This is a genomic window from Deltaproteobacteria bacterium, assembly GCA_016709225.1.
GTDB lineage: Bacteria > Myxococcota_A > Polyangia > Nannocystales > Nannocystaceae > Xiheibacterium > Xiheibacterium phototrophicum.
The window spans coordinates 394,813-420,982 of the sequence record JADJEE010000002.1; the positions used below are offsets into that span (position 1 = coordinate 394,813).

Below are 26,170 nucleotides of genomic sequence, written 5' to 3' on the forward strand. Positions count from 1 at the left end.
CGATGAGCGAGACCCAGCGGCCGCAGCCGAGCATCGGCAACCTGCTGGGTCTGTCGCTCATGCTGCGCGATCATCGAGCGCTGCTCGCGGTCGAGCGACGCACGCTCGCGCCGGGGGTGCACCTGGTCGACTACGAGGCCGTGGTGCCCGGCGTGCAGTTCCCGCTCGAGGGGCCGCTGTCGGCGAGCCGCTTCCGTCACCGTCGCTGCGCGGTGCAGCGCATGGGCCTCGAGGTCGAGCGCCACAGCGTGCAGGCGTGGCTGACCGCGCGCCTGCTGGGGCGGGTGGTCGCGGGCATCCGCGTCGAGACGGTGGAGTTCGAGCCCGCAGTCACGCTGCGCGAGGGTGATCGACCCGCGCCGTGGATCGCGATCGGCGGCCGCGGCCACGCCGGTGCGTGGGCGTGGTTCGGCACCTCGTTGCGCGTGGGCGGGGCGGGGCGCTGCCTCGCACTGACGCCGGGACACCGCTGGGTGTTCGGTCGCCACCACCCGGGTGACGACGCACTGTGGCTGGCGCTGGCGCGCGCGCTCGATCCGACCCGCCGCGGCGACCAGTCCGAGATCCGGCTCGACCCTGCGATGGAGGCGTTGCGGCTGCCGTTCGTGCGCGCGGGCTGGAAGCTGCCCGCGCTCGAGCGGCTCACCCTCGAGCACGCGGTGCTCGACGAGCGGCGCGCGAGCGCGGCCTGGCGCAGCGGCGCGACCGCGCCCGCGCCCACGCCCACGCCATCGGCCGACGATCCCGTGCCGGCGCTGTGTGCCCGCGTCCGCGCGGCGCTCGTCGACCACCAGGCGACGCGCGCGTGCGATGCCGTCGACGAGGTCATCGAGGCCACGCGCGGACTTCCGATGGCGCAACACGCCGCGCTGCGCTGGGCCGGCGAGCTCGCGGCACCGCTACCGGGGCGGCGACTCGCGTATCTGCGCGCGCGGCTGCGTCTGCGCCCGACCGATCGCGACGCCAACCGCCGACTGGTCGCGGCGCTTCGAGCCCACGGCGATCACGAGGAGCTCGAGCGACACGTGCGGGTGTGGTCGCAGGTGCTGCAGGGCCCCGCCCAGCGGCTTCGCTGCGCGCTGGCGCTGACCTACGCCCACGCCGCGACGGGTGCGTTCGCCCAGGCGCGCGCGCAGCTGGCCGCATGCAGCCACGAGCCCGCGACCCCGCTGCTGACCGCCGAGCTCGCGCGGGCCCACGCATTCGCCAACCTCGATGATCCACCGCTCGCGCTGCGCACGATGACCGAGGCCACGGCGCAGGCGCGACCGCGTGCGCGCGCGCAGGGCTTCGTCGATCTCGGGCACGCCTGGCTCGCGGTGCGCAACGACGCCGCGGCGTGGTCGGCGGTGGTGGCCGCGATCGAAAGCGGAGGCGGGCCCGCGTGGGCCGAGCTCGCCGCCGAGCTGCTCGACCGCAGCGTGCCCGATGCCACGACGCACGCGCGACTGGCTGCGGCGGCGCACGAGCTCGGCGACGCCGAGCTCCACCGTCGGCTGGCGGCGATGGCCGATGCCCAGGGTGACGTGCATGGCGCGCTGGCCCACCAATGGGCGGCCGTGCAAGGCGCTGCCACCCACGAGGACGCCCGCGTCGCCCTCGACGTCTACTTCGCGTACGCGCAGGTCGATCTGCACCACCTCGCGGGGATCGCCGCCGCGGCCACGCGGCCCGAGGTGGTCGCCGCGTGCGAGCGGATGCTCGCCGTGCGACCCGACCACCTGGCCTCGATCTGCGTGATCGCGGCGGCGAGCGACGATCCCGATCGCATCGCCGCGCTCGACGCCCACGTCCTCGCGCTGCACGGCGATGACGCGCGCGCAGTGCCGTCGTGGGTGCGTGCCGCCGAGCGGGCCCATGCCGCCGGCGACCACGGAGCCGCGCTGGCGCTGGTCGATCGCGTCTCGGCGCAGCCCATCCGCGACGAAGTCGACGCCCGCTGGCACGAGCGCCTCGCGCGGGTTGCCGACGCGATCGCCACCATCGACCCGGTTGCGCGGGCACACGCCACCATCGCCGCACTGGGTCACCGCGAGCACGCCGACGCCGTCATCACGCTCGCGGTCGCGCTCGGCCGTGAGCGTGACGACGGCGCCACTGCGCTGCTCGTCGATGCGCTCGAGCGCCTCGGCGCTGCAGCCGTCGCCATCGAGCGACTACGCATCCGCGCCGACGATGCGACCGATGCCGACGAGCGCCTACGCCTGCGCCGGCGCACCGCCGCGCTGCTCGCCGCCGCCGGAGCGCTCGACGCTGCGATCGACGAGCTGACGGTGGCCCGTGACGAAGCGCCCCACGACGCCGCCGGCTGGCTCGCGCTGCTCGAGCTGTGCTTCGCCGAGGGTGCGCTCGCGCGGGCGATCGCGGTGGTGCGCGAGATGCTGTCGCAGCTGCCGATGGGCGACGACGCCTATGCCGCCGCCGCCGCCCGGGGTGTCGACGCCGCACTCGCACTCGGGGACCATGCGGTCGCGATCGAGCTGCTCGACGACGTGCTCGCGAGGATGCCCGAGCACGCGGCCACCCGTGCGCGTCGGCAGGACGTGCTGGCCACCGCGGTCGAGCCCGAGCGACGCGCGAGCCTGCTCGCCAACATCGCGCAGCGACACACCGGCGCGGCCCGCATCGAGGCGCTCGACGAGCGCGCGCACCTGCTCGCCGAGCAGCTCGACCGCCCCGACGAGGCCATCGCAGACCTCGCGCGCGCGATCGAAGAGGCGCCCCAGCGCAGCGACCTGGCCGAGCGCCTCGCAGGGCTCTACGAGCAGCGCGAGCGGTGGAACGAGTTGTCGACGCTGCTCCGCAGCACGTTCGCCCGGCAGCGTGGCACGCAGCGGTTGCACACGCTGCGGCGGCTGGCGGCGCTGTTGCGTGACCACCTCGGCGATGCGCCGCGTGCCGAGCAGGCGCTGCGGCTCGCGATGGAGCTGGCCGATGGCGAGCTCGCCGACGCCGCGGTCGCCGACGAGCTGCGGCTCGAGCTCGCCGACGTACTCGAACGACAGGGTCGCTGGACCGACCTCGCGCACGAGCTGCAGCACCAGCTCGCGCAGGGCGGGCCGCCCGACGCGGCGACCTCCGCTGCTCGACTCGCGCTACTGGGACGTCTCGCCCGCCTGCAGCGCGAGGTGCTCGGCGACGAGGATGCCGCCGCGGCGACCTACGAGCTGCTCGCGAGCGCGGGTGCCCTACCCGACGAAGGCTTGGCCTGCCTCGCCCACGCCCACCGCCGGCACCGCCGCTTCGACGATCTGGTGCGCGTGCTCGATCTTCGAGCGTCGGCGTTGCGAGACGATCCGACGCGCTGGGCCGCAGTGCGGCTGCGCGTCGCCGAGCTGCTGGACGGCCCGCTCGCCCGTCCCCATGACGCGATTGCGCCCTACCTCGACGCGTTCCTCTCGGATCCCGACGGCCACCGCGAGGTCGGTCGGCGGTTGCGCGTGCTGCTGGCGGGGGTCGCGACGCCCGAACGCGTGGTCGCACGGCTGCAGGCGCAGGCGGTCGATCGCGACGAGGGCCGCCGCGCCGAGCTCGAGACGTTGACCGCCGATGTGCTCGCGCACCACCCCGAGCACGCCTCGGCCGCCGTCGAGCACTACCTGGCGGCGCTCGAGCTCGCGCCGCGGACCGCAGGAGCGATCGAGGGTCTCGCGCGGATCGAGCTGCGCCGCGGCGCACTCGACATCGCGCTCGCCTACGTGCGCGAGGGGCTGCAGCACCCCGGCATCGCGCCGACGGTGCGGGCCGAGCTCGCCACCCTCGCAGCCCGCTCGCTGGCGCGCCGCGATCGCGACGAAGAGGCGCTCGCGTTGCTGTCGGCGGCGCTGCGCGACGCCCCCGATCACCCGCACGCCCTGCTCGAGCTGGCGAGCATCCACGAGCGGGCCGGTCGCAGCGTCGAGCTCGGCGTCGTGCTCGCACACCTGCGCGAGCTCAACCTGCCGGCCTCGTTGCGCGCGCAGACCCACCACCGGCACGCCATCGCACTGCGCGATCGCTGGCGCCGGCAGCCCCGCGGGCCCGAGGCCGAGGTCGCGCTCGAGGACGCCCTCGCGGCGCTGCAGTCGGATCCCACCCACCCCGGCGCGCGCCAGATCCTCTTCGAGCTCGCGCGACTGCGCGACGAGTGGACGCTGGTGGTGCCCGCACTCGAGGCGGCCCTGCGCACGCTCGGGCCGGGCCCGGCGCGCGCGCGCATCGAGCTCGAGCTCGGCGAGCTCGCGCTCGAGCACGGTGATGCCGTCGGCGCCTGCCAGCGACTGGCGGCGGCGGTCGTCGAGATCGACGACGACGAGGTCGAGCGGCGCGCCACCCTCCTGGCGCTGCGCCTGCCACAGCCGCAGCAAGCAGCCGATCAGCTCGCGAGCACGCCACCGACCACCCGCGCGCTCGACCCCGACGCGCGCGCGCGCATCGATCGATTGCTGCTGCGGCTGCGCGAGGCCGGCCGCAGCGTCGCCGAGAACGACGACGAGCTGATGGCGGAGCTCGAGCGCCATCGGCAGCGCGCCCAGGCCACCGGCGGCACTGCGGCACGCCCGGCCTGGCTGGCCGCCGCCAAGGTCGCGTGGCACCGCCTCGGCGATGCCGAGCGGGCCGCCGAGGCACTGCTGCACGCGCTCGGTCCCGACTGCGACGACGACGAGCTGCCGCCGCTGCTCGGCGACGTCGTGCTCTCGTGCGCACAGCCCCTTCAGGAGCACGTGTTCGCCGCGCTGGCGGCGATCCCCGAGACCCGCATCGGCCCGGCGCTGCGACTGGAGCGGGCCAGCCTCGCCCGCCTGCTCGGGCGCACTGCCGAAGCGCTCGAGGATCTCGCACACCTGTCCAACTCGGGCGACCGCGATCTCCGACGCCGCGCGCTCGCCCAGCTCGATCACGTGCTCGCCGAGGTCGCCGCACCGGAGGATCGCGTGGGGTACTGCGGGCTCGCCTCGCCGAGCTCGCGATGGACGACGCGCCCGAGCTCGCCGACGTCGCCGCCGAGCTGGCCGCGCTCGAGTACGGCGGCGGCGATGTCACGCGCGCGTTGTCGACCTGCCGAGCCGGCCTCCGCATCGAGCCGCAGCACCGCAGTCTGCTGCGCCTGCAGGTCGAGCTCCTCGATCACCACGACATGCCGGGCGAGCTCGCATCGGCGTTGGTGCGCTACGCCGAGGTCTGCGCCTCACCGCGCGAGCGAGCCCGCAACTACGTGAGGGCCGCCCGCATCGCGCTCGACCGCGGCGCGACCGCCCACACGCCGAGCCAACGCGAGTCGGCTGCGGCCTCCGCCGCCGACCTGCTGGCGCGCGCGCGCGAGGCCGACCCGGACGATCTTGCCGCACGCACGCTCGCACTGCCGCTGGCGTTCGCGGCCGGCCGCGGCGCCGAGCTCGACAGCATCGGCGCATGGCTGCAAGCCCACGGTCGCGAACGCGATCCGGTGATGATCTTCGCCGCGCTGCACGAGGTCTACGCACACGGCCGCGACACGTGGGTCCGTGCGCTCGGCCGCATCGACGCGGTGCACGTGGCGCGTGTGCTGCTGCCGTCGCTGCGCCAGCTGGCGAGCGAGCTCGCGGTCCGCGGACCACTCGACCGCATGCCGCCGCTGCTGGCCGCCGCGGCCGCGTTGGTCGGAGGACCGCTGGGTCTGTTCGAGGCCGCGCAGCGCTGGGCCGCCGACCGACCGCTGCAATCGGGGCTCGCGTGGTTGTTGGCCCAGCTGCACGAGCGTCACGGCGACGCCCAGATCGCGCAGCGGCTCACCCACGTGGCGGCGTTCCTCGCCGGTCGCGGTGCGCTGGCCGACACGTTGCCGCCGGCGATCCGATTCGGCGAGGTCCACGACGACGACGATGCCGGCTGGCTCGGGGGACACGCCGGCATCCGTGCGGCGCTCGCCGCCATGGCGGCGCTCGACACCGTGCCGGCCCGCCGACTCCCGCGGCGCCCGGAGTGGACCGACGACGAGCAGCGCTTTCGCGAGTGCCACGCCCAGGTCGGCCACGACTCCGGCCTCGCGTCGCTGCTGGCCGACGACGAGGATACCTTCGCCGATCGGCTCGACGCGCTCGCGACCCTGGCGAACCCGGCCCACGCGACCACCGGCGTGCGCGCCCGTCGGTTTGCGGACGTCCTCGCCGCGCGGCCCGTCGCCCTGCATGCCGTCACGCGCGTGGCGATGCTCGGCGAGCTGGAGCATTGGCTCGCAACACCCGAGCGCCTGCACCAGCTGCGCGGCGAGCTGTCCCTGCGTTGGTGGGTGACCTCGATCCGCACCTGCGAGGAGCTTCGCGGCGCGCTGCGGACCCTCGCGGAAGAGGTCGGTGCGCGACAAGGCACCGAGCTCGACGCCGTCGCGACCCTGCGCAGCGACCGGGCCGAGCGCCTGCTGCGGGCGCTGGGCCTGCCGGGTGCCGCCATCGCGAGCCCACGGCCGGCGGACCCGCGCGGCTGATCGCGTGATCGTGAGCGCCGACGCGGGGCCGTCGCCGGCGCGGGTTTGCCGATCGCCGCGGGGATCTGCGAAACTAGCGACGACCGTCTTGCGCCCCGGCGCGAGCGGGGAGCCGATCATGCGCAAACCACTCCCCCCCGATCCGCACACCGGTCGCGCGGCCGTCGTGCTCGCAGGGCTGCTCGGTGGCAGCGCGATGGTCGCGTACGCCGCCAACACGCCGCGCCCGGCCGCCAGCATCGAGGCCCACGCGCCCGCGGTGAGGGTCAGCGCGGGTCTCGGCGAGCTGGTCGCGCGGGCCCAGACCGCCCGCGAGAGCCTCGACCTCGACGCGCTCGAGCGCGCGGCCGAGGAGCTCGAGCAATTCGCCGAGCAGACCACGCTTGCGACCAAGGCCAACACCGCCCGCCTCGAGCTGGTCGAGATCCACGCCGCACTCGCACTCGAGGCGGCCGTGCGCGCGCGCTTCGACGATGAGGGTCGCGACGCGGCGCTGCACCGCGTCGGCCGCGAGGTGACCCGCACCCGCGCGCTCGCCGACGGCCTGTCCGACGCATCGATCGATCGCGCCCGCCTCGACGCCGCGCTCGCCCGCGCCGAGCTGGCCTCGGGTGCCGACCTCACCCAGAGCCACCCCGTCGTGCTGATGCCGACCTTCCGCGATCCCGAGCTGCGCGCGGCCGCGATCGCGGTGCCGCTGTGGCGCGACCTCGACGAGCCCGTCGCGGCCGAGCTCGCCCACGAGATCACCAACCAGCTGCGCACGTGCGAGCGGCAGACCACGCTCGTGCGCCTGCTGACCGCCCGCGCCATCGCGCACGAGGGTGACACCGCGGCAGCCCGCGACATCGTCGACGGCGTACTGCGCGAGATCCCACGTCAACCGCTGGCCAAAGCGATGCAGCGTCGCTTGCTCCGCAACGACGCTGCGGTGGTGGCGATGGCAGAGACCGACGGCGGCCCGACCACCGCGCCGCCGCCCCCGAGCGAGCCGTCGCCGCGCGCTCCCGTCGAGCCCACGCCCGACGACGACGCGCCCTCGCCGGTCGCCGTGTCGAACCCGACACCGAGCAAGCCCACGCCCGCGACGCCGAGCAAGCCGACCGCCGCCAAGCCGGACGCGACCAAGAAGAAGACCTACGACACCCTGCTCGACGAGGGCTGCAAGCTGGTGCGCTCGGGCAACGCCGACGCCGGCTTCGAGAAGCTCAAGCAAGCCTTCGATCTGAACCCCAACGCGGTCGCGGTCACGGTGTGCATGGCCGAGGCCCACCACGCGCTCGGCCGCGACGCCTCGGCGCGCGCGCTGTGTGAACGTGCGCTCCGCAAGTCGCCTGGCGACCGACGAGCGCGGCTGCTGGCGGCCGAGCTCGAGCTGGCGCGCGGCAACGAGTCGGCCGCGCTCGAGCACTATCGACGCATCCTGCAGAACTACCCCGACGACGCGAAGGCCAAGGCGTTCGTCGAGTCGCACGGCGGCTGAGGACCCGCCCTCGCCGGTGCCGCGCGAACCCGGCGAGACCGCTAGTACCTCGACACAGCGATTGTGACGGGCCATGACACCGCCCTGTGTCGAGGTACTAGAACCTCACGATGACGTCGATCTGTGCGGCCGTGGGGTTCTGGAACGCGGTCTGGACGCCATAGTTGCCCTGCCGCGCGATGATCTCGCGCTGGAAGAACTGCGTGGGCTGCCCCGCGCTCTGGACCTTGGTGTGCTTCACGTCGCCGAGGTCACCCCCGGGCACCGCGCGGGTGTTGCTGAAGGAGTAGTTCTCGTCGACCCGCAGCGGCGCCTTCGCGTTGGTCACGTTGAACCACCGCACCGCGACCTCCAGCTCGACGTCCTTGCCGATGGGGTAGCCGTAGCCGATGTTGAGGTTCCAGCTGTAGTTGCCGGGCACGCTGCCGCCCGCGCCACGGGGCAGCACGTAGACCGCGGTCGGGCCGTAGCGCCCGTTCGAGCCCTTGAGCGAGATCGGGTAGCCCGATTGATAGCGGAAGCTGGTCCCGAGCGTGAGCCGGCCGGCCTCCTGCAGGTCGAAGCTGTAGTAGCCGTCGACGCGAAAGCGATGCGGAGTATTGGTCGACAGCGCGCCGAAGCTGTTCCGAACCAGCTCCGGCAGGTCGTACTGCGAGCTGGCGCCGAGGTTGATCGCGCCGGTCAGCGGATCGACGAAGCCATCGTAGTTGCCGATCAGGCGGCTGTAGGTGTAGCTGGCGTTGACCATCCAGTTCTTCGCGAAGCGCTTTCGGACCTCGAACGTGAACGCGTCGTAGTTGCGCCGCGGTCGCGTGAAGAGGGTCCCGACCTTGCCGTACGCGTCGACCAGGAACTTGCAGCGCTGCAGGTCGCGGGCGACCTGCGGCCGCGCCTCGTCGTCGTTCGTGAGGCCCTGCAGCTGCTGATCGAGCTCGTCGCAGTGACTGTTCTGGGCTGCGATGTCCTCGGCCGACACGGCAACGCCGGGGTTGGCAATGATGAAGTTGTTGCCGCCGTCGGGCGAGATGTCCTCGACCGCGCGCCCCAGGCCGTTGTGAAGCCAGCGCACACCGAGCGTGAGGTCCTCGATCACCTCCTGCTCGTAGCCGATCTGGAACTGCTGGTTGTACTGGCCCTTGAGTCGCGGGACGACGGCGCCCGGCGTGAGGCCGGTCGTGAAGTCGTTGAAGTCGGTGCAGTACTCGGTCGGTTGGCCGTCGACCTCGCGGGGATGGCCGTCGCTGCTGCTGCGCCCGAGGCAGTCCGAGTTGCGATAGGTCCGTCCGACCTGCACCAGACCACCGAACACCCGCGAGTTCAGCTGCAACGGGAGCGGCTGGTAGAACCACCCGTAGCTGGCGTAGAGCCGACTGCGCCCCTCCTCGGTCCAGTCGTAGCTGATGCCCACGCGCGGCGCGACGTTGTCCCAGACGAACACCGCCCGCCGTCCCAACACGTCGCGCATGTCCTGCAGCTCCCAACGCACGCCCGCGCTGAGGTAGAGATTGGGCAGGATCGACCACTTGTCCTGCAGATACACCGCGTAGTTCTGCGTCGAGACCCGCGCGCGGTAGGCATCGACGCGCACGCCCGCGCCGATCGGCGAGGCCAACGCCCGCAGCTCGCCCTGCTCCTCGCGGATGCGGCCGTAGCCGCGGGAGTAGCGATTCTCGGGGTTGTCGGTGTTGACGCGGATCAGACGGTGGTTGTCGACGCGCTCTGCGTTGGTGATCTCGTACCTGTCGCGGCTGCGGTCGTAGCACCACTCACCGCCGTCGCCTTCGAAGCCCTGACCGGCGCAACCGCCGTAGAAGTCGTTGTCGTTGCGGCCCGAGTACTGCTCGACGTCGCGCGAGACCAGGTGCTCGACCTTGCCGCCGTACTTGAGCTGGTGAGCACCAGCGGCCGAGAAGAAGTGGGTCAGCGAGAGCGAGCCCTCGACGCGACGCTGGCGCGAGCTGCCGTAGGGCCCGATGCCACCCGACAGCCACTGCCGCACCGGGCACGTCAGGCCCGGCAGGTCGGCCGAGTTGCAGGCTTGGTCGAGCTTCTGCTGCCCGATGAGGTCGAGGCGGTTCTCCTGGTCGAGGAGCTTGAACAGGCTCGCGCCCTGGGTGTCGGTCTGTTGCGTGATGGGCTGGTCGCGCAGCTCGGGGTGATCGAGCTTCCACGCCTGCTGGCTCATGAATTCGCCGTAGCCGACCGCGCCGTCGATCTCGAGCGTGTCGTTGGCGACGCGCCCGTGGTACTCGCCGCCGACCGTGGTCGCGTTGCCGCGATCCCAGCCGAAGGTGCCGTCGACGACGCCGTTGGCGACCAGCGACCCGCCGCCGAGGGGGTCGGTGCTGAAGGTGGTGCCGAACGATGCCGGGTCGTAGTTGGCGTTGGGCGCCCGACGAAATGCCCGGCGCTGGAAGCTCGGCTGACCGGTCACGGTGAACTCGAGGCGGTGCTTGGGCGTGATGACCCAGTCCAGCCCGCCGAAGAACTGCGGCGTCGCGATGCCGGTCTTGAACTTCTCCTCCGCGAACTTCTCGGTCGCGATGTAGTCGCCACCGGCGACGCAGTCGAACGCGCCGTTCTCCTGGGGGCAGTCCTCGTAGCCGCCCGAGCCGTCCTTGTCGACGCGGTGGTGGAAGCTCTGGATGAGCGAGCCGCGCCCGCCGGTCATGAGGATGCCGCCAGACCAGAACAGCTTGTCCTTCACGATCGGACCCGACATGCGCAGCACGCCGGTCATCTGGTAGTCGGGCACCTCGATCGCGCGCACGGCGTTGTCGGTGGCGACGATGAAGCGCGGCTTGGCCAGTCGCGGTGTGAAGGTGAAGCGGGCCTGGCCGCGAAATCGGTTGCCGCCCGAGACCCGGCGCGCACGCACCTGACCGGTCGACGCGTCGCCATACTCCGCGTCGTAGCCGGCCTCGAGCACCTCGACCTCCTCGAGGAAGTCCTGCACGAGGCCCGACGCGACCGTGCTGAAGCGCGGGCTGTTGAGCGAGGTGCTGCCGAGCGAGAACTTCACCTCCGCCGGCGTGCCACCGGCGAGCGCGACCCCGCCCGGCACCCGTGTGCCCGTCGGTGCGACCTCGACGACATCGGTGAAGTCACGGTTCGCGCTGACCGGGGTCTTGCCCCAGTGGACCATGTCGAACTTGCCGCCACTGGCCTGGCTCGACGGATCGACCATCGGCTTCACGATGACGGTTCGCTTGAAGCGATCGGCGGGATCGATCGCGAAGTTGGCCTTGAACCTCGCGGCCCGCGGCAGCGGGAATTTCTTCTCCACGCTGGCGTCGTCGTGCAGCACCGTCACCCGGTAGGGACCCGCCGGCAGGCCCTCGACGCTGTAGAAGCCCTGGTCGTTGGTGTACCGCTCGATGCTGGCCTGCAGGCAGGTGCACTCGACGATGACCAGCGCGCCCTTGATGGGCTCGTGGGTCTTCTGGTTGGTGACGGCGCCGACGATGCGCGCGTCATCGGCCGCCTCGGCGGTCGCAGCCGCGCCAATCGACGCGAGCGTGGCGAGCATGCTCCACCACGCACGAACTCCAAGTGTTGCACTCACGTCGGAGGCAACAGGCCCCCGCCAAACGACTTACGGCGAGCCATCCCGCATGGGGGACAGCTCGCCGTAGCGTGGACCCGCCCGTCCTAGAAGCGCAGCTGGAGCTCGAACTGCGCCGCGGTCGGGTTCTGGAAGCGTGCCTGCACGCCGAAGTTGCCCTGCGGCGACAGCACCACGCGCTGGAAGAACTCGGTCGGGTTGCCGGCGTTCTGGATCTTGGTGTGCTTCACGTCGGAGAGATCACCACCGGCAACCGGGCGGGTGTCGTCGAACGAGTAGACCTCGTCGACGCGCAGCGCGGCCTTGGCGTTGGTGACGTTGAGCCAGCGGACCGCGAACTCGATCTCGAGGTCACCCGGGAGCGGGTACGCGTAGCTGAGGCTCAGGTTCCAGTTGTAGTTGGCCTCGACCCGACCACCGGCACCGCGGGGCACCACGTAGATGGGGTACAGGCCCGGGTAGCGGTTGCTGCCGGCGCGCAGCGAGATCGGGTAGCCCGACTGGTAGCGCACGCTGGTGCCGAGGGTCAGGCGGCCGGCCTCCTGCAAGTCGAACGAGTAGAAGCCGTCGACCTTGAAGCGGTGCGGGGTGTTGAACGACAGCGGGCCGAAGCTGTTTCGCACCAGCTCGGGGATGTCGTACTGCGTGCTCGCGCCGATGTTGATGGCGCCGGTGATCGGGTCGACGAAGCCGTCGTAGTTACCGACCAAGCGGCTGTAGGTGTAGCTACCGAGGAGCAGCCAGTTCTTCGCGAAGCGCTTCTTCACCTCGAAGGTGAAGGCGTCGAAGTTGCGACGCGGGCGGCTGAACAGCGAGCCGACCTTGCCGAACGCGTCGGCCAGGAACTGGCAGCGCTGCAGGTCGCGGGCGACCTGGCTGCGACCGGGGTCGTCCATCTCGGTGCCGTCGAGCTGGCTCTGCAGCTGGTTGCAGCGGTCCTGCTGACGCTTGAGGTCGTCGCCCGAGACGTCGACACCGGGGTTGGCGATGATGAAGTTGAGGCCACCGTTGGTCGAGATGTCCTCGACGGCGCGACCGAGGTCGGTGTGCAGCCAGCGGACGCCGAGCGTCAGGTCCTCGATGACCTCCTGCTCGTAGCCCATCTGGAACTGCTGGTTGTATTGGCCCTTGAGGCGCGGGACGACGGCGCCCTGGGTCAGCTGGCTGGTCGAGCCGTTGAAGTCGGTGCAGTACTCGGTGGGCTGGCCGTCGCGGTAGCGGTCGCGTGCGGTGCCGTCGATGGTGGTCGACTGGCCGACGCAGTCCGAGTTCCGGTAGGTGCGCTGGACGTTGACGAGACCGCCGAACACGCGGGCGTTCAGCTGCAGCGGCAGCGGCTGGTAGAACCAACCGTAGCTGGCGAACAGGCGGCTGCGACCTTCGTCCGTCCAGTCGTAGTTGATGCCGACGCGCGGGGCGACGTTGTCCCAGATGAACACCGCGCGACGACCGAGGATGTCGCGCATGTCCTGCATCTCCCACCGAACGCCGGCGGTGACGAACAAGTTGGAGAGGATCGCCCACTTGTCCTGCAGGAAGAAGCCGTAGTTCTGGGTCGAGACGTTGGCGCGGTAGCCATCGACGCGGATGCCGGCGCCCAGCGGCGTGGCGATGGCGCGCAGCTGGCCCTGCTCCTCGCGCACGCGACCGAAGCCGACGGCCGTGCGGGCGTCCGGGTTGTCGGTGTCGACGAAGATGAAGCGGTGGTTGTTGACGCGGTTCGCGAAGTCGATGTCGTAGCTGTCGCTGGCCTTGTCGTAGCAGTACTCGCCGCCGCCCGACTGGCCGGCCGCGCAGTTGTTGTAGAAGTCGCCGTCGTTCCGACCCGAGTAGCGGTTGTCGGTCTTGTCCTGGATGTGCTCGATCTGCGCGCCGTACTTGAGCTGGTGCGCGCCCGCGGCGTTGAAGAAGTGCGTCAGCGAGAAGTTGCCGTTGACGCGGCGGGTGGTGCCTTGGCTGTACTGGCCGAGACCGCCCGAGAGCCACTGACGCACGGGGCAGGTCAGACCCGGCAGGTTGGCGTTGTTGCAGGCGTCCTCGACGCCCGGCACGAGGTCGAGGCGGTTGTCGCGGTCGAGCAGCGAGAACAGGTTGGTGCCCTGACTGTCCTGCTCCTGCGTGGCGGTGCGGTTCACGATGTCGGGGTTGTCGATCTTCCAACCCTCGACGAAGCGGAACTGCGAGTAGCTGAAGTTGGCGTCGATCTCGAGCTTGTCCTCGGCGACACGACCGTTGTAGTTGACCACCGCCGTGGTCGCGTTGTCGCGGTCCCAGCCGAAGTGCTCGTTGACGACGCCGTTGGCGACGCGCGAGCCGCCGCCCAGGGGATCGGCGGAGGGCGAGGTGCCGAACGAGCTCGGGTCGAGGCTGTCGCCGACTGGGCGTCGGTAGGTGCGACGCGTGAAGCCGGGGTTGGTGAAGATCGAGAAGCCGATCTTGTGCTTGGGGCTGATGGCCCAGTCGAGGCCGCCGAAGAGCTGCAAGTCGACGTTGCCGGTCTTGAACTTCTGCTCGGCGAACTTCTCGCTCGCGATGTAGTCACCGCCGGCGACGCAGTCGAACGCGCCGTTCTCGTAGGGGCACTCCTCGTAGCCACCCGAGCCGTCCTTGTCGACGCGGTGGTGGAACGACTGGATCAGCGACGCGCGGCCGCCGGTGGAGGCGATGCCGCCCGACCAGAACAACCGATCCTTGATGATGGGGCCGTTCATGCCGACCACGCCCTGCATGGCGTAGTCGGGCACCTCGATCGCGCGCAGGGCGTTGTCCGTGCCGATGATGAAGCGCGGTTTGGCCAGACGCGGGGTGTAGGTGAAGCGCGCGACGCCGCGGAGCTTGTTGGTACCCGACACGCGGCGGGCAGCGACCTGGCCGCCCGAGGCGTCGCCGTACTCGGCCTCGTAGCCGGCCTCTTGGATCTCGACCTCCTGGATGAACTCCTGGACGATCGAAGCGCCCACGGTACCGAACCGCGGGTTGTTCACGTTGGCGCCCTCGACGGTGTACTTGCTCTCGGCACCGGTAGTGCCCGCGAGCGAGATGCCGGCGGAGTCGACCGACGCAGTCGCCGACGACTCGACCACCGCCGTGAAGTCGCGGTTGGTCGCGTTGCCGATCGGGATGTTGCGGAACTCCTCCATGTTGACCTCGCGGCCAACGGCGGTGCCCTGCTTGACCGGGGTCGACTTCACGCGGACGACGCGACGGAACTCGTTGGCCGGATCGACCGAGAAGTTCGCGCGGAACTTCGCGGCGCGCGGCAGCGTCGCGACCTTCGACACGTCGGCCTGACCGACGAGCACCTGGATCGTGTACGTGCCCGGCGGCAGCTCCTTGAACGCGTACAGACCGCTGTCGTTGGTGGTCGTCTCGCGCGAGCCCTGCAAGCACGTGCACTGCAGGACCACGAGGGCGCCCTTCAGCTTCTCGCGCGTCTTGGCATTCGTGACGACGCCGTTGATGGCGCCTTCCTCGGCGGCAAGCGCCGTCTCGGGTGCCAACATCACCGACAGCGGAGCGACGAGGCCCGCGGCGAGACAGCCCACGCGAAGCGAGAGCGGTAGTGAAAACCTTCGAAGCGAACGGGCGCGGATCACTTGCGTGGGCTCCTGCATCGTCGGACGGAAGCCGTTGCCCGCGGACCGGAGGTCGTTGGGCGGGTGACCGCGCACGCGGTCAAATGCGGCTTGTCGGGCCCTGATGCGGCGGCGGGTATAACACGAAGGTTTCGCCGTGCGCACGGCCGTGGGACGGCTGCCGACCACCGGCAGATCGCGCGCAAGGCCGTTCGCGCCGGTGGCGTGATGGACGACGCACCCACGGCCATGGGTTCGGCAACGACGTGCGGCAGCCGGCCTTACAGGCAGCGATCCCGGGCACGGGTCGGCCTCGAGCCGCCCCGCGGACCCTTGAGCAACCGCACGGGATCGGACCGTCGCGGCCGCGGCTGCTTTCGCTTGACCGACGGCCTCGATCTTCGTGGTGCTCGCGCGCAGGGGGTCCCGCACGCGACTGCGACTAGAACCGCCCCGAGAGCGCGAGGCCGTACCCGCTGCGGTTGCCCAGCATGGGCGCAAGCTGCCAGCGATGGGCCGTGGCGGCCTTCTTGCTGCGCCGGCCCTGCGAGTACACCACCGCGCCGGCGATGATCGCCGCCAGCCCGAGCGAGCCGAACACCGCGAAGCTGACGGTCGTGAGGGTGTTGGCGCGATCGCCGTTGATGCGCAGCTGACCGATGTTGGCCAGCGCGTTGATGAGATCGCTGCTGCCGGTGCAGTCGGCCGGCAACGCGGCGAGCTCGGCCCGAGAGGCGTCGTTCTCGACGCCGCCATTCTTCGCGACCAGCCGGTTGTGCTCGAGCGCGTGGGCGGCGTTGGGCTTGTTGAAGCAGGTCTTGGCGGTCACGCTCGCGCCGGCCGGCAGCAGCGTGGTGACGGTGTCCTTCTCGCTCTCGAGATCGGTGCCGATCTGCGCGCTCTTGAAGGCGAACACCGCCCCCATCGCCGTGCCCGTGACCAGCAGCGCGCCGCCGGCCCCCATCGTCACCACGCCGGCCAGACGAAGCTTGCGGGCCTTCTTCTCCTCGGCGTCGCGCCGGGCCTGCTCGACCGCCGCGCGCTTGGCCGCGTCGTCCTGCTGGGCCTTGGCATCGGCGTAGGCGGACTCGAACTCCTTCATGCGGGCCTGCGCGTCGGCCAGCTCGTCGTCGCTCTGGGCCTCCTTGAGGAAGGCGTCGAGCCGGCGGATGGCCTCTTCGAGATCCGTGATGTTGCGGCTCACCGAGTACTGCTCGCGCCACGCCAGCGCGATGTTGTAGAGCAGCAAGCGGTTGCTCGACAGCTCGTACGACTGCTCCCACAGCTTGATGGCCTCGGCGTACCGCGTGAGGCGGTAGGCCTTCTTGCCGCGCTCGTAGAGGTCTTCGGCGGTGGGCTCGGCCAGGGCCGACACACGTTGCGCGGCGCGGACCGGCGATGCGGACAACGGCATCGCGATGGCTCCCGCGAGCAGGGCGGCGACGGCTCGTTTCATCAAGGCCGCGCCATCGTATCACCGTCAGCGCCCGGCGCGGCGGCACAGACGGGGACCTCGCGCGGGCATCAGAGGTCGATGATCTCCACCGCGTCCGGCAACAGCGGCACACCGAGGAACCCGGCCCCGACCCGTGCGAAGCGCTCGCGACCGTCGGTCGCCAGCATGGTGGTGGTTGCGGGCGCGTCGGCGGGGGCCAACAGATCGCGTTGCTGCAGCCGGGACGCGACCGCGACCGCCGTGGTCGCGGCCGAATCGACGATGCGGACGCCGGGCCCCACCACCTCCGCGATGGCCTCCGCCAGCACCGGGAAGTGGGTGCAGCCCAGCACCAGCGTGTCGACGTGGGTCACCAACGTGTCGAGATAGGCGTGGGCGACCGCGGTGGGAATCGGCCCCTGCACCCAGCCCTCCTCGGCGAGCGCGACGAACAGCGGACAGGCCCGGCCGACCACCTCGACGTGGGGATCGATCGCCGTGATGGCCCGGGTATAGGCACCGCCACGGATGGTGCCCTCGGTGCCGATCACCGCGATGCGGCGGGTCTTGCTGGCGGCACAGGCCGCCTGCGCGCCGGGCTCGACCACGCCGATGACCCCGGCGACGCCGAACTTCGGCAGCGCGGCCTGCAGCTGCGGCAGCGCCATCGCGGTCGCGGTGTTGCACGCGACCACCAACAGCTTGATGCCGCGCTCGACCAGCACCGCCGCGGCCTGCAACGCATAGCGAGCGACCGTGTCGGGGCTCTTGCTGCCGTAGGGCAGCCGCGCGGTGTCGCCGAGGTAGAGGAACGACTCGTGGGGCAACGCGGCCTTCAGGGCGCGCAGCACCGTGAGCCCGCCGACCCCCGAGTCGAACACACCGATCGGCAGGTTCGCGCGCACGTCAGCCCTGCCGCATCAACAGGTTCTTCGCGATGACCATGCGCTGGACCTGCGAGGTGCCCTCGTAGATCTGCATGAGCTTGGCGTCGCGCATGAGCTTCTCGACCGGGTACTCCTTGGTGTAGCCGTAGCCGCCGAAGACCTGCACCGCGTCGGTGGTGCACTTCATCGCCAGATCGGCGCCCATGGACTTGGCGATCGACGAGGTGTTGGTGCGGCGGATGCCCTGATCGACCTCCCACGCCGCCTTCATGTAGAGCAGGCGCACCGTCTCGTAGGACATCGCCATCTCCGCGATCATGAACTGGATCGCCTGGTGCTGCGCGATCGGAACGCCGAAGGTCTTGCGCTCGCGCGCGTAGGCGATCGACTCGTCCATCGCCCGACGGATGATGCCGGCGCACTGCGCTGCGATCATCGGGCGCGACTTGTCGAAGGTCTCCATCGCGACCGCGAAGCCGCCGCCGGGCTGGCCCAGCAGGTGCTCGGGCCCGAGCTCGACGTCCTCGAAGATCACGTCGACCGTGTTGGAGCAGCGCTGCCCGAGCTTGTTCTCCTTGCGCCCGATCGAGACCCCCGGCAGATCGCGCGGGATCACGAACGCGGTGATGCCCTTGTGGCGCGCCGCGGGATCGATGGTCGCGAAGCCGGTGAAGAACTTGGCGTAGCCGCCGTTGGTGATCCAGCGCTTCTGGCCCGACAGCAGCCAGCGGTCACCCTTGGCGGTCAGGCGTGTACGCATGGCCGCCACGTCGGAGCCGGCCTCGGGCTCGCTGCAGCAGTAGCTGACGAACTGGAACTCGCCGGTGAGCGCGCCCAGCCAATGCTGCTTCTGCGCCTCGGTGCCGGCGATGAGCAGCGGCAGCGCGCCGAGGTGATTGCACATGATGCTGGTGGCCACGCCGGCGCAGCCATACGCGAGCTCTTCGGCGATGAGGCACCCCTCGAGCGTGTGCAGGCCGAGGCCGCCGTAGGCCTCGGGGATCTCGACGTTCACCAGGCCGGTGTCGAACGCCGCGCGGAACACCGGCAGCGGCATCTCGCCGAGCTCGTCGTGGTGCCCCGCCACCGGGATGATGTGCTCGGCGGCGAACTTGCGGGCGGTGTCGATGTACGCGGTCTGCTCGTCGGTGATCCGCAGGTCGAACATGCCGCGGTCATACCACGGCGCCCGCGTGGCTTGGGGGCGCGGAGCGTCAGCCGTCGCGGGGCTGCTCGCGCTCGGCCGCGCGTCGGGCCGCGCGCGCGCGATCCCTGGCCTCGCGGTCGGCCCGGGCGGTCTGCACCGCGCGACCGCCCATGACCCACCCGAGCACGATGCCGACCAGCAGCACGCCGGGGATGTACACGAAGTGCGCGAGCGTCATGACGGCCTCAAGCGTCCTTGGTGCGGGCGAGTCGTCGCTGCAGCTCGGCGAGATCGGCCCGCTGGGCCTGCGCGCGCCGCCACAGCAGAACACCGAAGCCGGCGAACAGCGCCCAGATGACGCCGTACGCCCACACCACGTGCTCGTAGTCGGACGCAGTCTTGGCCGCGGCCTGGGCCTCGCAGGCGCGCACGCACTGCACGGTCTGCTGATCGAGACCACTGACCGGCTCGTAGCCGTCGTCGGCCGGGGCCATCTGCTGCGCGATGAGGATCGTCATGGTCGTCAGGCTCCTTCGGCGCGCGCATCGGCGCTGCCGTGTTCGTCATAGGCAATCCACGCGTCGTCGAGCGCGGCCGCGGTCTGCTCCTGCCGCAGTCGCACCAGCAACAACGCCAGCGACACCGCGGACAGGGCCCCGAAGGCTGGCCACAGCGACGCCCACATCTGCGGCGGCAGCGAACCGACCACGTCGGTGGTGGGGTGCTGCGTCTTCCAGATCTTCACCGCGTAGTAGATGATCGGCACGTCGACGGCGCCGAACACCGCGAGCGCGGCGGCCAGGCGATCCGAGCCCGCCGCGCCATAGCGGCGCAGCAACACGAACGCCGCGAACACCAGCCACAGCAGGCCGGTCGAGATCTGCCGCGCATCCCAGGTCCACGCGCGTCCCCACGTCGCGTGGCCCCAGATCGGCCCGGTGATGAGCACGCCCAGGCCGGTCATCAGCACCAGCTCGCCGGCGGCGATCGACAGCGCCTCGGCGGTGCGCGAGCGTCGGCGCAGCTGGATCGCCGCCGCGATGCCGCACGTCAGCGCCAGCAGCATCATGATCCACGCCAGCGGCACGTGGAAGTAGAAGATCTTCTGCACCGTGCCCATCTGCTTCTCGATCGGCGTGTGCAGGAACACCCGCTGCACGCTGTAGGGCGTGACCACGGCTGCGACCGCAAACAGCAGCGTGGGCAGCAGGCGTGACACCGGGCCGGGCGTGGAGGTCGTGGTGGTCATGGTCGCTCCCTTCGCGCACGTGCGCGCGCGCCGTTCGAGTCCGTCAGCGGTCGCTGGCTGCCGACCAGCACCGGCTCGAACAGCCAGCTGCCGATCAGCATCACGACCACGTCGCTCGCGGCCAGCTGTCCGAGGTAGGTGGTGAACTGCGCGTGGCCCTCGAGCAGCGCGCGCGTGGCCACCAAGGCGAAGATCAGCGCCGGCGAGGTCAGCGGGTAGAGGATGACGCTGAGCAGCACGTTCTTGCCGCTGGCGGTCGCGAGCCCGGCGGCGAACAGGGTCCCGACCGCGCAGTAGGCCAGCACGCCCAGCGCCAGCAGGGCCGCCGACTCGAGCGGCCGCTCGAGGAACACGCCGGCGGCGGGGAACAGCAGCGCAAGCGCGGGCATCAGCAGCACGCCGCAGCCCGCCACCACCAGCCACGACACCAGCAGCTTGCCGAAGTAGATCGAGACCCGCTCGACCGGCCACGTCAGCACCGCACGCAGGGTGTCGGCCTCGCGCTCGCGATCGAAGATGCGCGTCAGCGTGAGCGCGCCGACGAACGCGATCGCCAGCCACAGCATGCCCGGCACCGCGAGCACGTGGGCACTCGCCGGCAGGGCCGCGAACGCCAGCGCGAACATCACCAGCACCACCACCGTGAAGAAGCCCGCGGTGAGCACCAGCTCGAGATCCCGCAGCTCCTGGCGCAGGTCGTTCTTGGCCAGCAGCCAGGCTTGGCGGGGCACCACGACGGGATTTGTAGCACGGCCGCCCGCATGCGGCGCCGCGTGCTCGGGGCCCGCGCCGGCGTCGTCGAGCGCGAGCGCATCACCGACGGCGCGTCGATCAGGCATCGACGTGCCCCCGTGCGACCGGCTCGTTGCGACCGCCGCTGCCGAGCCCGCGGACGCGGGCGGCGAAGTCGTCGCGCGACTCACCGACCGCCCGCGCGGCGTGGGCACGGATGTGGCCGTCGGCCAGCAGCACCGCGCGGTCGCTGACGTCGGCGACCGCGTCGAGGTCGTGGGAGCTGAGCAAGATCGCGGCCCCACGGGCGCGCTCGCTGGCGAGCACCTCGGTGAGCACGCCACGGCCGGCGAAGTCGAGCGCGGTGAAGGGCTCGTCGAGCAGCAGCAGCTCGGGTCGCGACAGCAACGCGCGGGCGATCGCGAGCCGCTGCTGCATGCCGCGCGAGAAGGTCCCCGCGGCGCGCTCGGCCGCCGCGGCCAGCCCGACGCGCTCGAGCAGCGCATCGCCGGCGGCCTTGGTCAGCGGCTCACCCCGCAGCGACGCGGGCAGCTCGAGGTTCTCGCGTGCGCTCAGCCGCGCGTACAGCTGGGTGGTGTGGGCCACGAACGCCAGCCGCATGCGAGCGTCGCGATCGAGCTCCGTGACCGCCTCGGTGCCGTAGGCCCGCAGACCCGACGACGGCGCCGCCAGCCCCGAGGCGATCGACAACAGCGTGGTCTTGCCGCAGCCGTTGGCGCCCAGCAGCGCGACCACCTCGCCCGGCTCGACGCGCAGATCGATCGCCCGCAGGACCGCGAGGCGACCGAAGCGCTTGCCGAGCTCGCGCAGGATGAGCGGAGCGATCGCCACGTGACGCTATCCCTCGCGTGGGCCTTCGCGCCCGCTGCTCGCCGCGTGGGACGCGAGCGCGTCGAGCTGGCGATACACGCGATCGAGGCTCGCGATGATCCGCCCGCGTCGTGCAGTCTCGCTCGCTGGCACCGTCTCGAGCAGCGCCAGCAGCTCGTCCCGCTGCACCCGCAGGCGCGTGGCGCCGTCGATGCGGCGACGACCGAGCACCGCGACCACCGCGGCCAACACCAGCGCGATCGCGCCGAACAGGCCGATCCGGCGGTAGATGGGACTGCGCACCGGCAGCCCGCCGACCGCGAACTCGAGCTTGGCACCGGGCGGACGCGGGCCCATCGTCCACACCGTCTTCTCGGGGATCGGCGAGGCGTGCTCCGACTTCTGCGCGCCGGTGGCCTGCAGGGTCTGCGCGGGCCCGACGAGCACGCTGGTCTCGAGCGAGTCCAGCGGGGTCTCGAACTCGATGCGCGCGGTGCCGTCGTGATCGATCACGTACGCGATTGCCAGTCGTGTCAGCTGGCCCGGCGGGATCGGCCCGACCAACGAGACGAACGGCGCCTTCTCGTCGTGCGCGAGGGTGTCGCGCGAGATCGGCAGCACCGTGAGGGACTTCGCACCCTCGGCAGGCGTGATCTTCATGCCGCCGGCGGGCCAGTAGGCCTCGTCGCCCATGACCATCACGTCCTGCAGCTGGACCACGCGGGCGAGGTCGTTCTCGAGGCCGTCGACATCGAACTGCACCACCGAGCGCACGCGGCTGGCGTCCGAGGTCACCGCCCACACGCGCATGTCGACGGCGACGCCGCCCTTCTTGTCGACCTGGAAGAAGTCGCTCTGGTAAGGCCCGCCCTGGTAGCGCGCCTCGGCCAGATAGAACGCGTCGGACTGCACGTCGACCGCGATCTCGGCCACGCCATCGCGGCCGGTCTTGCCGTCGTAGCGCACGTCGCTGCCGGTCTGGTCCTTCTTGATGACGACGACCGCTTGGTTCGGTACCGGCGCGTCGTGGCCGTCGACCAAGCGCACCCGCACGGTGCCCTGCGGCAGCGTCGGGACCACGCGCGGACCGGGCAGCTGGGCGGGGCCCTGCGGCCCCGCCTCCGCAGCGGCGGCCTTGAACTGGCCCTTGGCGAGCACGACTGCCATGCCGACCTTCGGATCCATCGCGAAGCTCGCCGAGCGCTGCTCCCCCTGCGCACCGGGGATCGACGCGCGCACGCTCAGCTTCGCGTCGGCCGCGAGGTCGGGCGGCAGCAGCTTCGAGAACGAAGCCTTGCCGCGCTCGTCGCTGGTCGCCTTGCGCGTGGTGACCTTGCCGTCGGAGAGCGTGATCTCGAGGGTGACCTCGACGTTGCCCAGCGGCTTGCGGGCGTCGAGGTCGAAGGTGCCGACCACCAGCTCACCCGCGGGTGTGCCCTCGAGCGGGAACGCAGTGCCGGGCATCGGCACCTCGGGCCCACCGGCCTCGCCGTGGCGTGGCGGCGCGCCGCCCTGGGCACCGCCGGCGCCGGCCTTGGCGGCGCCCTCGCCCACCAGCATCACGCGCGTGCCGGCCTCGGCCAGCAGCTCCATCGATTGCGAGACCAACGCGGTGCCGCCCCGGGTCGCCTTTGCGATCGCGCTGCCACCGACGAACGCCTGCAGATCGTCGAAGCTCGCGCGCCCCTGCGCGTCGGTGGTGGCGGTGCGCGTGGCCTTGCTGCCGTCGGGTCCGGTGAGATCGAGGGTCACCTCGGTGTCGGTCGCCGGGGCATCGAAGCCACCGTCGAGCACGCGCACGGTCACGCTGCCCGCCGACAGCTGCGGATCGGCGCGCGGGATGCCCGACATCGCCCGCGGATCGATCGCGGGGCCAGCGTGGGACGGCGTGCTGCCGAAGAGCGCGGCGACGAACGCCGCGCGTACGAAGATCGAGATGCTGCGCCGCGTCATGCCGCCAGCTCCTTGCCGCAGTGCTTGCAGAACTTGGCGTCGACGTCGTTGCGACCCTCGCAGGCCGCACACGCGCGCGCGTCGACCCCGGCGACCGCCTCGTCCGCAGCGGGCTCGGGCTCGGGCGTGTCCGCGATCGCCGGCGACGCCTCCGCCGCCGGCGCGGTCGCGACGGCGGGCGTGGGCAGGGCGGCCGGGTCCGCTGCCGCAGCCTCGAGCTCGTCGCGCGCCACCTGCACGGTCGAGATCTCCGATTGCGCGACGCGCTTGGCCGCGACGCCGAGCTGCTCCGCGAGGGCGGGATGCAGCGCCGGCTCGCCCTCGAGCTGGCGCATGACCTCGACCGCCTGCAGCGTGTACGTGTCGCGCACGCGCTCGTAGTCGGCCTGGGAGAGCTTGCCCATCTCGTGGTCGAAGCGCAGCTCGTTGATCGCCCGCAACAGGCGTCGCTTCTCCTCGCGCAGCGCCCGATCGGAGGCGAGCCCGAGCTCGCCCTCGACCTCCACCGCGAGCTCGAGGCTCGGCTTCGCCAGCGCCTGCACCAGCCGGTAGAGCGAGTACAGGCACAGCACCAGCGCGAAGGCGGTGAGCACGAGCGAGGTGGTGGCGCCGTCGAGCCGAGCGTTCGCGGCGACGCGCAGGAACAAGAACATCACCACGCCACCGGCCGCCAGCCCGCCCGCCCACAGCATGCCCGCACGCATCCGCGGTGACGGCCCCGGTGCCGGTGACACCTGACCCTGCGTCGTCGTGCCCACGTCAGCCACTGCCTTCGGCTTCCTCGCGCTTGGAGCCGATGCACACGATGCCGCCCGCGAGCATCACCGCGAAGCCCAGCCACACCCAGTTCACCAACGGGTTGTAGTAGAGGTTCACGCGCGCCCAGCCGCTGGTCATGTCGACGTCGGCGATGGACGCATAGACGTCGCCGCCCGGCCGCATCAGCCGAGAGACCTCGGTGGTGGGCTGATCGGGCAGCTGGAAGTACCACCACTTCGCCGGCGTCAGCACCCCGGCCTGGCCGTCGCCCTTGCGCACGACCATCTCGACCGTGAGCATCTCCTTCTGCCAGTCGGCGGTCGCCCGCGCGCCGACATACTCGATCTCGTAGTCGCCGAGCGCGATGGTGTCGCCGGGGTAGATGCCGAGCTTGCGCTCGAGCTTGTAGGAGTTGCCGGCCCAGCCGAGGAACATCAGCACCACGCCCAGGTGCACGATGTAGCCGCCGTAGCGCCGGCGCGCGCGCGTCACGAGGCCGATCAGTGCATCGACGACGCCCTGCGGCCGCGCGCGGCGACGCACGGCGACCCCACGGTAGAACTCTTGGATGATGGTCCAGCCGGTGAAACCACACAGGCCGAAGCAGGCCAGGCCCTCGGGCGAGAGGATCTCGAAGCCACCTTCGCTGCGCACCAGCGGGATCGCGAACGCGGCCACCAGCGTGGCGACCACACCGGCCGCCAGCGGCCCACGGAACTGCTCCACCAGCGACGCGCCGGTGGTCTTGCGCCACGCCACCAGCGGCCCGAAGCCGGTCAGGAACAGCAGACCCAGCCCGAGCGGCGCCATGTAGTGGTTGAAGAACGCCGGACCGATGGTGACGCGGTTCCACGGCAGCGGCCCACCGCCGCGCAGCAGGAACTCGTCCCATACCGCGCGGTCGTAGACGTGCAGCGAGAACATCATCTCGCGGTACCACTCGTACTTCTCGGCCAGCTGACCCGACCACTGCGTGAACGTCGGGTACATGGTCGCGCCCGCCACGAACAGCGCGCACACCAGGAACATCCAGTTGTTGACCAGGAACGCGAACTCGCGGCTGAGCACGCTCTCGAGCTCGTGACGCGAGCGCAGCAGCGCGCGCCGGCGGAACAGCAGGCCGAACGAGCCCACCAGGATCACCAGCATGAAGCCGCCGAAGGTCCACGCGAGCGCCGGGTCCTCACCGAAGGCGTGGACGCTCTGGACCACGCCGCTGCGGGTCAGGAACGTGCCGAAGATGGTCAGGAAGAACGTGACGATCACCAGCAGCAGGTTCCACGTCTTGAGCATGCCGCGGCGCTCTTGGACCATGATCGAGTGCAGGAACGCGGTGCACGTGAACCACGGCAGCAGGCCCGCGTTCTCGACCGGATCCCAGGCCCAGTAGCCGCCCCAGCCCAGCTCCTCGTAGGCCCACAGGCCGCCGAGCACCAGCCCGACGCTGAGGAACAGCCACGAGAACAGCGTCCATCGTCGCACGCTGCGCTGCCAGGCCTCGTCGACCTGCCCGGTGATGAGCGCGGCCATGCCGAACGCGTACGGCACCGCCAGCGAGACCATGCCGAGGTACAGGCTCGGCGGGTGGCAGACCATGTACGGATTCTGCAGCAGCGGGTTCAGCCCCTTGCCCTCGACCGGCGCCTGCTCGGCCAGCAACCACGCATCGAAGGGGTTCTTCATGAACACCAACAGCGCGGCGAAGAACGCCAGGATGGTGGCGAGGATCGCCACCGCGTGGGGGATGAGCGTGCGATGGCGCAGGCGATTGGCCCGCACCGCCATCGACGCGAACAGGCTCAGCAGCAGCACCCAGAACAGCAGGCTGCCATCGAGCGAGCCCCAGAACGCCGTGATCTTGTAGAGCAGCGGCATCGCCGGGTGGCTGTTGTGCTGCACGTACTGGATGCTGGTGTCGCCGGCGAGGAAGGCATACTCGAGCAGCATCGACGCGAACAAGGCCACGCCGAAGATGCCGTGGATGCCCTGCACCGCGCCTTCGACGAGGCGCTCGGAGCGACGCGAGGCACCGCTGACCGCGAGCACCACGGTCGCGACCGCCAGCAGGAACAACACCAGGCACGCGATGGTGCCGAGGGTCGAGATGGGCAT

15 protein-coding genes are annotated in these 26,170 nt (G+C 71.2%); 2 read left to right on the plus strand and 13 right to left on the minus strand.

Translation table 11 applies throughout. The features are described 5' to 3' along the window. Positions 1 to 2: 2 nt before the first annotated feature. Together IPH07_15885 and IPH07_15890 are read left to right on the plus strand one after the other, a co-directional pair. A complete protein-coding gene (locus tag IPH07_15885) occupies positions 3 to 5,198 on the plus strand; it encodes a hypothetical protein (GenBank protein MBK6918873.1) in 5,196 nt (1,731 codons plus the stop codon). A 1,362-nt stretch (positions 5,199 to 6,560) separates the two neighbouring features. After that, the gene (locus tag IPH07_15890; protein ID MBK6918874.1) at positions 6,561 to 7,925 is read left to right on the plus strand and encodes a tetratricopeptide repeat protein; all 1,365 of its coding nucleotides are present in this window, start codon (positions 6,561 to 6,563) and stop codon (positions 7,923 to 7,925) included. A gap of 97 nt (positions 7,926 to 8,022) precedes the next feature. On the opposite strand, the gene IPH07_15895 is transcribed toward IPH07_15890, so the two are convergent. The 13 genes from IPH07_15895 to IPH07_15955 all read right to left on the minus strand — a co-directional run bounded on the left by IPH07_15895 (position 8,023) and on the right by IPH07_15955 (position 26,170). Continuing rightward, positions 8,023 to 11,454, minus strand: coding sequence for a TonB-dependent receptor (locus tag IPH07_15895; GenBank protein MBK6918875.1), 3,432 nt, complete (start codon positions 11,452 to 11,454; stop codon positions 8,023 to 8,025). A 122-nt stretch (positions 11,455 to 11,576) separates the two neighbouring features. Further along, positions 11,577 to 14,993, minus strand: a complete 3,417-nt coding sequence (locus tag IPH07_15900; GenBank protein ID MBK6918876.1) for a TonB-dependent receptor — start codon at positions 14,991 to 14,993, stop codon at positions 11,577 to 11,579. A gap of 514 nt (positions 14,994 to 15,507) precedes the next feature. Next, positions 15,508 to 16,521 (minus strand): hypothetical protein, encoded by a 1,014-nt coding sequence (locus IPH07_15905; protein ID MBK6918877.1) that lies wholly within the window; start codon positions 16,519 to 16,521, stop codon positions 15,508 to 15,510. A 68-nt stretch (positions 16,522 to 16,589) separates the two neighbouring features. Continuing rightward, on the minus strand, positions 16,590 to 17,405 hold the full coding sequence (locus IPH07_15910) for a glutamate racemase (protein ID MBK6918878.1): 816 nt from the start codon (positions 17,403 to 17,405) through the stop codon (positions 16,590 to 16,592). A gap of 1 nt (position 17,406) precedes the next feature. Continuing rightward, a complete protein-coding gene (locus tag IPH07_15915) occupies positions 17,407 to 18,555 on the minus strand; it encodes an acyl-CoA dehydrogenase family protein (GenBank protein ID MBK6918879.1) in 1,149 nt (382 codons plus the stop codon). Positions 18,556 to 18,601: 46 nt separating this feature from the next. Beyond that, the gene (locus IPH07_15920) at positions 18,602 to 18,772 is read right to left on the minus strand and encodes a hypothetical protein (GenBank protein ID MBK6918880.1); all 171 of its coding nucleotides are present in this window, start codon (positions 18,770 to 18,772) and stop codon (positions 18,602 to 18,604) included. 7 nt (positions 18,773 to 18,779) lie between these two features. Beyond that, positions 18,780 to 19,052, minus strand: coding sequence for a hypothetical protein (locus IPH07_15925; protein MBK6918881.1), 273 nt, complete (start codon positions 19,050 to 19,052; stop codon positions 18,780 to 18,782). Positions 19,053 to 19,057: 5 nt separating this feature from the next. Next, complete coding sequence (gene ccsA / locus IPH07_15930; GenBank protein ID MBK6918882.1) at positions 19,058 to 19,783, minus strand: cytochrome c biogenesis protein CcsA; 726 nt, start codon at positions 19,781 to 19,783, stop codon at positions 19,058 to 19,060. After that, entirely contained in the window at positions 19,780 to 20,622 is an 843-nt protein-coding gene (locus tag IPH07_15935; GenBank protein ID MBK6918883.1) for a heme exporter protein CcmB, read from the minus strand. Before IPH07_15935 ends, ccsA begins: the two co-directional genes overlap by 4 nt. Further along, positions 20,615 to 21,367, minus strand: a complete 753-nt coding sequence (locus IPH07_15940; protein MBK6918884.1) for an ABC transporter ATP-binding protein — start codon at positions 21,365 to 21,367, stop codon at positions 20,615 to 20,617. Before IPH07_15940 ends, IPH07_15935 begins: the two co-directional genes overlap by 8 nt. A gap of 6 nt (positions 21,368 to 21,373) precedes the next feature. Beyond that, a complete protein-coding gene (locus IPH07_15945) occupies positions 21,374 to 23,299 on the minus strand; it encodes a hypothetical protein (protein ID MBK6918885.1) in 1,926 nt (641 codons plus the stop codon). Further along, positions 23,296 to 24,057 carry a zinc ribbon domain-containing protein gene (locus IPH07_15950; GenBank protein ID MBK6918886.1) on the minus strand — a complete coding sequence of 254 codons (762 nt, stop codon included), beginning with the start codon at positions 24,055 to 24,057 and terminating at the stop codon, positions 23,296 to 23,298. The genes IPH07_15945 and IPH07_15950 overlap by 4 nt, the downstream gene beginning before the upstream one ends. Position 24,058: 1 nt before the next feature. After that, complete coding sequence (locus IPH07_15955) at positions 24,059 to 26,170, minus strand: heme lyase CcmF/NrfE family subunit (GenBank protein MBK6918887.1); 2,112 nt, start codon at positions 26,168 to 26,170, stop codon at positions 24,059 to 24,061.